General features: G+C 59.9%; 8 protein-coding genes and 1 tRNA gene. 2 read left to right on the top strand and 7 right to left on the bottom strand.

What is annotated here, in order from left to right; translation table 11 throughout:
- Positions 1 to 288: 288 nt before the first annotated feature.
- The 5 genes from tig to QZ511_RS14915 all read right to left on the bottom strand — a co-directional run bounded on the left by tig (position 289) and on the right by QZ511_RS14915 (position 7670).
- Entirely contained in the window at positions 289 to 1602 is a 1314-nt protein-coding gene (gene tig, locus QZ511_RS14935; protein WP_295803523.1) for a trigger factor, read from the bottom strand.
- A gap of 187 nt (positions 1603 to 1789) precedes the next feature.
- Positions 1790 to 1874 (bottom strand) — tRNA-Leu (locus tag QZ511_RS14930).
- 203 nt (positions 1875 to 2077) lie between these two features.
- Positions 2078 to 3253, bottom strand: coding sequence for an acetyl-CoA C-acyltransferase FadA (gene fadA / locus QZ511_RS14925; RefSeq protein WP_295803521.1), 1176 nt, complete (start codon positions 3251 to 3253; stop codon positions 2078 to 2080).
- Between the two features lie 11 nt (positions 3254 to 3264).
- Entirely contained in the window at positions 3265 to 5421 is a 2157-nt protein-coding gene (fadB, locus tag QZ511_RS14920) for a fatty acid oxidation complex subunit alpha FadB (RefSeq protein WP_295803519.1), read from the bottom strand.
- Between the two features lie 473 nt (positions 5422 to 5894).
- Complete coding sequence (locus QZ511_RS14915) at positions 5895 to 7670, bottom strand: beta-ketoacyl synthase (RefSeq protein WP_366935668.1); 1776 nt, start codon at positions 7668 to 7670, stop codon at positions 5895 to 5897.
- A gap of 270 nt (positions 7671 to 7940) precedes the next feature.
- Between QZ511_RS14915 and QZ511_RS14910 the strand changes: the two genes are divergently transcribed.
- A complete protein-coding gene (locus QZ511_RS14910; RefSeq protein ID WP_295803515.1) occupies positions 7941 to 8927 on the top strand; it encodes a helix-turn-helix domain-containing protein in 987 nt (328 codons plus the stop codon).
- A gap of 23 nt (positions 8928 to 8950) precedes the next feature.
- On the opposite strand, the gene QZ511_RS14905 is transcribed toward QZ511_RS14910, so the two are convergent.
- On the bottom strand, positions 8951 to 9601 hold the full coding sequence (locus QZ511_RS14905; protein ID WP_295803513.1) for a class I SAM-dependent methyltransferase: 651 nt from the start codon (positions 9599 to 9601) through the stop codon (positions 8951 to 8953).
- Positions 9585 to 10082, bottom strand: coding sequence for an Hsp20 family protein (locus QZ511_RS14900; protein ID WP_295803511.1), 498 nt, complete (start codon positions 10080 to 10082; stop codon positions 9585 to 9587). The genes QZ511_RS14905 and QZ511_RS14900 overlap by 17 nt, the downstream gene beginning before the upstream one ends.
- A 259-nt stretch (positions 10083 to 10341) precedes the next feature.
- Between QZ511_RS14900 and thpR the strand changes: the two genes are divergently transcribed.
- Complete coding sequence (thpR, locus tag QZ511_RS14895; protein WP_295803509.1) at positions 10342 to 10899, top strand: RNA 2',3'-cyclic phosphodiesterase; 558 nt, start codon at positions 10342 to 10344, stop codon at positions 10897 to 10899.
- Positions 10900 to 11067 lie beyond the last annotated feature (168 nt).

Here is an 11067-nt window from a genome sequence, read left to right as displayed (position 1 = left end):
ACGCTCGCCTCTGGCGGTCTGCTCCACCACCATGGGCACCAGGCCGCCAGTAGCAGAAATTTCGTGGGATTTTGCGGAGTAATCAAAAGCTGCCATGGATACGATGCTTCCTTTTTTTGGCGTATTTTGGCGGACATCACCCTGCCCTGAACGGGCACACACCGGGTGATAACAGTCAATCTGAGCTTAACTGGTCAGCGGCGAGAAAGCCAGCCGGCGAGGACGCCCCCACCGCAAACAAAAACGGCCACCCGGAGGTGGCCGTTTTGACTCGATCCGCGCTGCTGATCAGCCCTGCTTTTGAGGCTTGATCACGTCGTCGTAGCTGCTCTCAACCTCGGTCACAGTGGCTTTGTCCAGGACAAAGTCAACGACCTGATCTTCCAGTACAACGGACTCAACACCGGACAGCAGCTCACGGTTATTGAAGTAGTACTCAACCACTTCTTCCGGCTGCTGGTAAGTAGAGGCCAGCTCTTCAACCTTCGCTTTCACGCGATCGGCATCAACGTTCAGCTTGTTCTCTTTGACGATTTCGCCAACAACCAGACCCAGCACAACACGACGCTTGGCCTGCTCTTCGAACATGGTGTCCGGCAGCATTTTCGCCGCATCTTCCGGGTTGATCTGACCACCGAACTGCTGAACCATCTGGCCACGCAGAGTCTGAACTTCGCCAGCGACCAGTGCAGCCGGAATTTCAACTTCGTGCTTTTCGAACAGCTGGTCCATGACCTGAGTCTTGACCTTGTTCAGGGCTGCATTCTTGAGCTCGCGAACCATGTTGCCGCGTACTTCTTCGCGGAACTTGTCTTCGCCACCCTCTTCAACACCGTAAGCGGCGAAGAATTCGTCGTTCAACTCAGGCAGCTCGGGCTTTTCAGAAGCCGTTACCTTGATCGTGAACACAGCGTCCGCGCCACGCAGGTTTTCCGCCTGGTAATCTTCCGGGAAGGTTACTTCAACGTCTTTTTCTTCACCGGGCTTCATGCCGATGATGCCATCTTCAAAGCCCGGAATCATGTTGCCGGAACCCAGTACCAGATTCTGACCTTCTGCGGAACCGCCCTCGAATTCCTCACCGTCCTTACGGCCAACGAAGTCGATGGTGACGCGGTCGCCTTTCTGCGCCTTGCGCTTGGTTTCTTTCCAGCCGGACTGCTGCTTGCGCAGCACGTCAATCATGTTGTCGACGTCGGCGTCGGTCACTTCCGCTACCGGGCGCTCAATGGCAACTTCGGCCAGGTCCGCCAGTTCCACTTCCGGGTACACTTCGAAAGTGGCCACGTATTCCAGGTTCTCGCCCGGGGCAACGTTCTTGGCTTCGATGCTCGGCTGACCCGCCGGCTTCACCTGCTCTTTCTGGACCGCGTCATAGAAGGAGCGGCTCATTACTTCGCCCAGCACTTCCTGGCGAACGCCCGCACCAAAGCGCTGGCGAACCACTTTCATGGGCACCTTGCCCTTGCGGAAGCCGTTGATACGTACGGTTTTGGCAGCCTGCTGAAGGCGCTTGTCAACTTCCTTCTCGACGATTTCCGCCGGCAGATTGACGGTAAGGCGACGTTCCAGGCCGGAAGTTGTTTCGATAGAAACCTGCATGATAATCCTCGTGAGACTCTTCTCTACAATCGCACCGGGCCGCAAATCATTTACGCCGCAGCGCCAGCGTTCAGCGGTTGCCGGGCTGTTACGACCGGCCGCCAAATACAATTCGCCCGCACCCTCTATCGGCGGTGATCCGGATCTCCAGACCAGTCCACCGGGCACGGACTTCGAAATTCCTGTTTGGTGGGGACGGGGAGACTTGAACTCCCACACCTTGCGGCACCAGAACCTAAATCTGGCGTGTCTACCAATTCCACCACGTCCCCATACCTCATCACGCCCTAACTCCTTGATTTTTCAGCATTTTTGCAGAGAAATCCCGGCGAGCCCCGACGAGGGGAGCAGATTGTGCCACAGCGCGCACAGCGCTTCAACAAAAGCCGCCCCAGCCCGACTGATTGGCGGCTCCCGTTCCCAAAAAGCAACAAGGCGCCAAATTGGCGCCTTGTCTTCGGGATCTACCCCAGGGTCAAACCCTTTCGACGATGGTGGTAATCCCCTGCCCCAGACCGATACACATGGTCGAGACGCCGAGATTGCCGCCCTCGTTCTGCATCACGGACAGCAGGGTGCCGGTGATGCGCACGCCGGAACAACCGAACGGATGGCCCAGGGCAATGGCGCCACCGTAGAGGTTGACCTTCTCGTCCATCTTGTCGAGCAGGTTCAGATCCTTCAGGACCGGCAGCGCCTGGGCCGCAAAGGCTTCGTTCAGCTCCACCTTGTCGATATCGTCAATGCTCAGCCCTGCCCGCTTGAGGGCATTCTGGGTAGACGGTACCGGGCCGTAACCCATGATGGACGGGTCCACGCCCGCCAACGCCATCTCACGCACCTTGGCGATCGGGGTCAGCCCCAGGGACTGGGCCCGCTCCGCGGACATGATCAGCATCACCGAGGCACCGTCGGTAATCTGCGAAGAGGTACCGGCAGTCACCTGGCCGTGTTTCGGGTCAAACGCCGGTCGCAACTGCGCCAGCCCCTCGACGGTGGTGTCGGGGCGAATGGTCTGGTCGCTCTCTACCAGGTAGGGCACGCCGTCGTCGTCGTGACCCTCGATGGCAATGATTTCCCGGTTGAACTTGCCTTCCTTGGTGGCGGCCGCGGCACGCTGGTGGGAGCGAGCACCGAACTCGTCCATCTGCTGGCGCTGGATACCGTGCATCATCGCCAGGTATTCGGCAGTCATCCCCATGGAACCGGCTGCCTTGGCCATGTGGCGGCCCAGCATCGGGTTGGGGCTCACGTGCTCCATCATGTTCAGGTGGCCCATGTGCTCCACCCCGCCCACGACATAGACGTCACCGACGCCCGCCTTGATGTTGGCGGCAGCGGTGTGCAGCGCGGACATGGAGGACCCGCACAGGCGGTTCACGGTCTGCGCCGGGATGGTGTGCGGCAGGCCGGCGCGCAGCACGATCATACGGGCAACGTTGAAGCCCTGCTCGTCGCGCTGCATCACACAACCCCAGATGAGATCGTCGATCTCTTTCGGATCCAGCTTGTCGTTGCGCTGCAGGAATTTTTTCAGCAGTTCGGCGGACAGGTCGTCCGCGCGAACATTGCGGTAAACACCGTTTTTGGAACGACCCATGGCAGTACGCGCATAGTCGACGATTACGGCATCTCTAGGATTCAGGCTCATGGAAACTCTCCTTACTTGTCGCCGTAGTAGGTGGTGCCATTTTTGGCCATTTCGCGCATGCCTTCGGTGGGCTGGTAGAGCTCGCCCAGGTCAGCGTGCTTCTCTGCCATCTTCACGAAGTTGTCCATGCCGATGCTGTCCAGCCAGGCAAAGATACCGCCGCGGAACGGCGGGAAGCCGATGCCGTAGATCAGCGCCATATCCGCCTCTGCCGGCGAGTCGACAATGCCCTCTTCCAGACAGCGCGCCAGCTCGGTGGCCATCGGCACCATCATGCGCTCGATGATTTCGTCCTTGTCGAATTCGCGTCGCTCGGCCACGTGCGGCTTGAGCAGCTCGTACGCCTCCTCGGTAGCGACCTTCTTCGGGCGGCCTTTTTTGTCTTCTTCGTAGTTGTAGAAGCCCTTGCCGTTCTTCTGGCCGTAGCGCTCCGCTTCGTACATCACATCGGAAGCGGCCTTGAAGGTTTTACCCATACGATCCGGGAAGCCTTCCGCCATCACCTTTTCGGCGTGTACGCCGGTATCGATACCGACCACGTCCATCAGGTAAGCCGGGCCCATCGGCCAGCCCCAGCGCTCCATTACCTTGTCGACTTCCTGGAAGTCGGCACCGTCGCGCACCAGCATGGAGAAGCCGGCGAAATACGGGAACAGCACGCGGTTTACCAGGAACCCAGGGCAATCGCGCACAACGATCGCTTTCTTGCCCATTTTGTTGGCATAGGCAACCACGCGGGCAACCGCGGTTTCGGAAGTCTTCTCACCGCGAATCACTTCCACCAGCGGCATTTTGTGTACCGGGTTGAAGAAGTGCATACCGAGGAAGTTTTCCGGGCGTGCCAGCGGCTCCGCCAGGGTGTCGATGGAGATGGTCGAGGTATTGGAGGCAATGACGGTATCGTCGCTGACCTTGGTCTCTACCTCTTTCAAAACCGCGTGCTTCACCTTCGGATTTTCGACCACGGCTTCCACCACGATATCGACATTGTCGAAACCGTCGTAACTCAGGGTCGGCTCGATGCGGTTGAGGGTCTCGGCCATTTTCGCCGGGGTCATGCGTCCGCGATCCACCAGCTTGGTGAGAAGCTTGCCAGCTTCCTTAAGGCCCAGGTCGATTCCCTTCTGATCGATATCCTTCATCTTGATCGGCGTGCCTTTGTAGGCGGACTGGTAGGCAATACCACCGCCCATGATGCCGGCACCGAGTACCGCAGCGCGCTCGATCTGCTTGTCGGATTTCTTCTCCCAGCCCTTGGCGACCTTGCTTACTTTCTGATCACTCAGAAACAGGCCCACCAGGGATTTGGCGGTACCGGTCTGGGCGCTGGCGATGAACTGCTGCTGTTCGATCTTGAGCGCTTCATCGCGGCCGACCTTGTAACCCTGCTCGATGGAGGTCACCGCATTGACCGGGGACGGGTAGTTTCTGCCCGCCTGCTGGCCAACAAATGCCTTGGTGGTAAAGAAGGCCATCAGTGCTTCGGTGTCGTTCAGCGGGATCGGGGACTTCTTCTTTTCCCGGCGCTCTTTGTAATCCAGTTCGCCGGCGATTGCGCGTCCCAGCACCTTCAGCGCTGCGTCTTTCAGCTGATCATTGGCCACAACCGCATCCACCGCGTGCGCGGTCAATGCTGCCGCTGGCTTCTGCTCTTTGCCCGCGGCAATCCACTCGGCCGCCACATCGACACCCACAACCCGCGGCAGGCGCACGGTGCCGCCCCAGCCCGGAATCAGGCCGAGCTTCACTTCCGGCAGGCCGACTTTGGCCTGGTCGCCCATCACGCGGAAATCACAGCCCAGGCAGACCTCGAAACCACCACCCAGTGCATAGCCATTGATGGCTACCGCAGTGGGGAATGGCAAGTCTTCCAGGCGATTGATGTTTTCGTTGTTCTTGTTCATCAGGTTGGCGATACCTTCATCTCCCGCGGAGAAGGCGTCACCGAACTCGGTGATGTCGGCGCCGACGATAAACACGCCCTTGCCGCTGGTCAGCAGCAGGCCCTTGATATCACCGGCTTTCTCGATTGCATCCAACGCCTGAGACAATTCTCCGACGGTCAGACGATTGAATTTGTTGACGGATTCGCCTTCCAGGTCGAACTTCAGTTCCGCGATGCCGTTGTCCAGCATCTGCACTGAAAGTGCTTTGCCACTAAATAACATTATTGACCTCGTTGTTTGGTGACCGGTTCTGACACCAGAGTATGCACCGGTCCGGGGGGTCGGGATTTAAGTTTGACTGACAATCTGGCAGCGCCACACATTACAGGACTCAATGACGATATCTGCGAGTACAGTCAACGAAACCTAGTATAGCCAGATTCAAACGTGCGTTTGAATACCATTTCTACCATATCCACTGTCCGCTTTGGCGCAGACAGGCCATATCCGATCAATCTTTACGCAAAATGACCACAGGGCGTGAGGTTCGGGGAAGTTCCCTGAGCCCCGCGGCTGCAGCAATAGTAGTTGCACCGGGCCACCGGCATGAACAATTAACCGTCGGGACCGGGGAACACTGGACGCGGCAAGCGCGGAGAGAACCCCACAGGGAAAGGTGCGGGCCGCCGCAGGCGCCCCGCACCGAGTGGGTATACAAAATCGGAATAAAAGGAAGGAAGCGGCAGGCGAAAGCCCTAAACCATATCGCTGAACGGGTTTTCTCCCGGCAGCACGACGTCGCCGCCGATGCCCGGCAGGGTTATCCGTTCGCCGTCGCAGGCAATACCGCTCTCATCGATCAACCCCTCCCCAAAGCGGTAGATAGCCTTCAGCTCCCCGCGGCTGGCACTGGCGTCGTATGCCGCCGCCTGCTCGGTGACCGCCTCATTGCGCTTGCGATAGGCGGTAAGGGTGTCCTCGCCGTGGCGCTTGCCCAGCATGCGCTCCACCACGTGGGGTGCCAGCACACTGGCAGTGGCATTGTTGCCGCCAAACCCTTTCGAGTTGAGGAATGCCACATCCAGGGACTCCGGCGCGCGCTCCACATGTTGCAGGGACAGCGCCAGGTGATCGTGATGGACATCATCGGCAATGCGATCGACCGTGGTAATCCCCGGCAGGATGCCGCGGGCAAAGATACCCAGACTGGTAATCAGCTGGTCGCCGCTAGCGGCAGCAACCGTGTGCCCCAGGAAGGCTTTTACCGCACACACCGGCCAGGCCTCGATACCGAATGCGGCGGCCAGGCGATCGAAAATCGCAGACTCCGTCACCCGGTTTTGCGGGGTGCTGGATCCGTGAGCCTGCACAAAGCTGCGCTGGCGCAGACTTTCCTCGCCGAGGATCGCCCGCACCTCAGACATGGCGCGGGCCACGGTCAGATAGTTGCCCGGGCCGGGAGCCGAAATCGACTTCTTGGGACCGTCCGCATTGACGAACACGTTGGCCACCGCGCCGTGGATGGGCGCACCCAGCTCCAGCGCCAGCTCATCATCCATCAGGATCACCCACTGGGTGCCCTCACCCAGGGTGAAACCGCAGTTCTCGCCAAACGGACGACTGGCGCGGCGGAAATCGATATCGCCGCCGAATACCTTGCGCAGACCATCGATATTCGCCAGCGCCCCCATGGTGGTGTAACCGTCCACCACTTCCGGCACCAGCGGTGCTTCCGCGGCACCGACCACCGCAACCCGGGCGCGACCGCAGCGAATGTCTTCCACCGCCGCGCGCAGGTTGTAAAGATAAGTGGCGCAGGCGCCGGCTACCGCACCGGTAGTGCCCACGCTACCGAGCACATAGGCGTTCACAAAGTCCGCCGGCATACTGGTAAGCCCCAGTGCCAGCTGCTTCGAGCTGACCCGGTTGCCGCGCAGGCGCGACTGCAGAAGACCACCGTTGCCGTTGGGGTCCAGCTGGCTCATGGCAGAGCTGGCGTACACGGAAATATTGTCCGGCCCCGCCTTGGCGACCACCTGTTCCCAATCGATACCCAGGGACTGGACCGCGTCCGAGGCGCCGAGAATGGCGAGCTGCAGGCCCCGCGGGTGAAAACGGGAGTTGTACAGTTCCCCCGGTTCGAACCCGGTAGGCAGCTGGCCGGCAGAGCCCACCGCGATTTCCCGGTAGCTGTCGAGCATCACCGACAGGGACTCGCAGCGCACGCGCACGCGGCCGTCTTCCAGGGAATCCACCGACCAGCCCTCGGGCAGTGGTGCCGGGAGCTGGCGCGCAGACATTTCGAAGGTAAACCCGCCCTCGCTCTGCAGCTGTGCAGGCTGGTGGAAGTGGCATTTGCGGTAATCGTAGAAGCGCGTCTCCAGCTCCCGCACCAGGGTGCCGTCGAGCACCTGCTGTTCGAGGGCGGCGTCCAGGGGCCCGCCAGCGGCGTCGCCGGTTCGCAGGCCCATCAGTGCGGCGAGATCGGAAAGCGTTGCGGTGCGCTCAGCGGCGGACAGACTATCCAACACCAGACGGCTATAACCGCGATGGAAAGAACTGCGACCTGCGGGGTTAAATCCCCCGAATGCGGTGATAACGGGTAGGCGCTGCATCCTGACCTCCAGCCTGTTCAACAAGAGCAAATTCGATGGTGCGCCAGTTTAGGGGCTGGCGATTCGGCCGGGTTATGGGCATACTGGCCAGCAATTTTGAGCATCTGGCCAATTTGTGCCCGGTCTCCGCAAGTGTGACAACTCGGTCACAGGGTTCGGCGACCGTTCAGGGAGTAGCTGTTACCCATGCGCACTGTCACCTTTATCCTAGTCGACCAAATGCTTTCAACCGGCACCGTGCTGCCGCTGGAAATGCTGCGGGGTGCCGAGAGCCGCGCGCGCGCCAATGGTGACAGTGCATCCCTCAAGCTGGTCACCGCCAGTATCGACGGCAAACCGGTCAAGTCGCGCTCGGGCTTCCAGCTGGCGCCGGATGTGGCACTGGCCGATGCGCCGGACAGCGACATCGTCTACCTCCCTGCCCTGTGGCGAAACCCCCGCCCCGCCCTGCGCCGCAGCGGTGCGCTGCTGCAATGGCTGAAGCGCCAGGCGGAGCTGGGCGCGGCGATCAGTGCGGTGGGCACCGGCGTGTGCTTTATGGCGGAGGCCGGACTGCTCGATGGCAAGCCGGCAACCACCCACTGGCATTACTTCGACCAGTTTGCCGCGGATTACCCGCAGGTGAAGCTCAAGCGCCAGTACTTCATCACCCAGGCGGACAAGCTTTTCTGTGCCGCCAGCGTCAATGCGCTGGCCGATGTGACGGTGCACCTGATCCGCCAGCTCTACGGCCCCGCCATTGCCAGCCATGTGGAGCGCAACTTTTCCCACGAGATTCGCCGCCCGTTCGATGAAATTGCCTACTCGGAAGGGGCGGTCCACCTGCACCCGGACGAGGATATCGTGCAGGCGCAGACCTGGCTCAAACAGCATTGCAGTGAAGACGTGAAACTCAGTGAAGTGGCGAAGTATTTCGACATGAGCGTGCGTTCTTTCAACCGCCGCTTCAAACTGGCAACCGGCCAGACACCCCTGCAGTACCTGCAGAATGTGCGCGTGGATATGGCCCGAGAGCTGCTGCAATCCAGCAATCTTTCAGTGAATGAAATCGCGGAAAAAGTCGGCTATCAGGACATGGGGCACTTTACCGCCCTGTTCAAAAAGTTTCTCGCCACCACTCCCAGCGAATACCGCACCACGGTCAGGGCCAAGTTGTTCCGGGTGAACACCTGACCCTCAGCCAACACCTGCCGCCATTAGCGCTTGCGCAAAAAAATCACATCCGCAGCGGGAAACGTCAGTTCGGCGTCGAATTTCTGCGCCAGCCATTTGAACGTCACCGCACTGAAAAACACGATATGGGTGGGGTCGCGGATATAGTGCCAACTGGCAAACCGTTCCCGGGAAATCACCAGTTTGGTCATCAGCGCCAGCAGGCCGCCGCGATGCAGCAGGCTCCAGAGCCGCTCCAGCTCGGACAGGGGATCGCACAGGTGCTCCACCACCTCGGTACTGACAACAAAATCGTATTGCCGGTGGAGTGCGCCGGTGTCCGCGAAATAAAAATGATCGTACAGCGACACCCGATGTCCGGCCTCCGCGAGCATCCGCGCCAGCAGTGGCGCCGGCCCGCAGCCGAAATCAAGTCCCGAGGATGCCGGCGGCAGCGCGTCGATCAGCGGCACTGCACAGCGAGCGAGAAAACGCCGGTACCCGGCATCTTCCTCGCTGTTTTCGTGCAGGTCGTAATAGGCTTTCTCCTCTGCCGCGGAAAGCCAGTATTCAGAAGGCACGAAAACCAGTGCGCAATTAACGCACTGGTTGTAGGGGCGAAATTTATCGCGGTGAAAGGGCTGTGCCGGGTGGCGGCACAGCGGACAGCGATTACTGTCAGGCAGCTCTGTCACTCGACGCCTGCTCTTCAGCCGGGTTCACATCTTCGGCCTTTTGCGATTGCAGCAGCTTGCCGTTGGAAATTTCAATTTTGCGCGGTTTCATTGCCTCCGGAATTTCCCGCACCAGATCGATGTGCAACAGGCCATTTGCCAGCTGGGCTCCGGTGACTCGCACATGGTCTGCCAGCTGGAAGCGCCGTTCAAAATTGCGCGCGGCAATACCGCGATGCAGGAAATTGCGACTGGTTTCTTCCGCCGGCTTTTGACCGCTGACAGTCAGGCGGTTTTGTTCCATTTGGATATCCAGTTCGGAATCATCAAAGCCGGCAACCGCCATGGAAATTCGGTAGGCATCCTCTCCGGTCAACTCGATGTTGTAGGGGGGATACGCGGGCTGGTTCTGCTCGGCGGAACTCATCGAGTCCAGCAGGTTCGCCATACGATCGAAGCCGATTGCAGAACGGTACAGGGGAGAAAGATCTAAAGTACGCATTGTTATATCCTCAATTCAGAGCAATATTTACAGGGCCCGTCAAAGACCGGGCGTTTCAATATCCCGCCGCCATCAATCCGGCAGTCGGGGTTTCCGGAGAGGCACCTCTGTCGAGCCTGCCTCCCTCAAGAACAGAGATATGGCCTCGGAGAGGCTATTCAAGACCTTGCAAACATTTTTTTTGCGCACCTTGCAGTCACGGCAAATCAAATGAAACCACGAGCGGCTACGCGCGCTCCAACTTCTTCAGGGAGGATCGATGGCAGATGTAAACGGTGAGGTGCGGTTGTTTATCGGCGTGGAACCTGACAGGGCAACCCAGAAATTCCTCGATGCAACGGTCGAGCACTTGCGCCGATTGTCACTGCCGCGGGATGCGCGCTGGATCGGCCACAGCAACCGGCACCTGACCCTGGCATTTCTCGGTGAAGTTGCCTCGACACAGGTGGAAGACATCGAGTCGCGCTTGCAGGCAACAGCCTCGCGGCATCCAGCGCTGTTCGCCCAGGCCGTATGTACCCAGCCCTTCCCGAAACAGCGCTCCCGCTTGCTGGCCACCGAATTGCTGCCCAACCCGGAGCTGGACGCCCTGCACCGGGACTGCCGCCAGCTGATGCTGGATATTGGGATACCACCGGAAAGCGCCAGCTACCGGCCCCACTTCACCCTGGCGCGCTCGCGCCGGGGCTTCTCACGGCTGCAGCCCCTGCCCGCATCTCACCTCTGCCACCTGGACAACCTGGTGCTCTACCACAGCCTGCTGGCACCCGGCGGCAGCCAGTACAGCAAACTCTGCCAATACGCGCTCAGCGGATAGCGCCCACCGGGAAGCAGGCACAAAAAAGCCCGCTTGCGCGGGCCTTCTCTCCAGATTCGGGGCCTCACTTCAGCTGTGACAGCACATACTCCGGATACATCACCAGGCGCGGCCGGGACAGGCGCCGGGCATCAAATACAAAGACGTACCGGGTACCATCGTCGTCAG

Origin of the sequence: uncultured Microbulbifer sp. (genome assembly GCF_913055755.1) — a bacterium.
Taxonomy (GTDB): domain Bacteria; phylum Pseudomonadota; class Gammaproteobacteria; order Pseudomonadales; family Cellvibrionaceae; genus Microbulbifer.
This window is presented reverse-complemented; position numbering and strand designations above follow the sequence as displayed.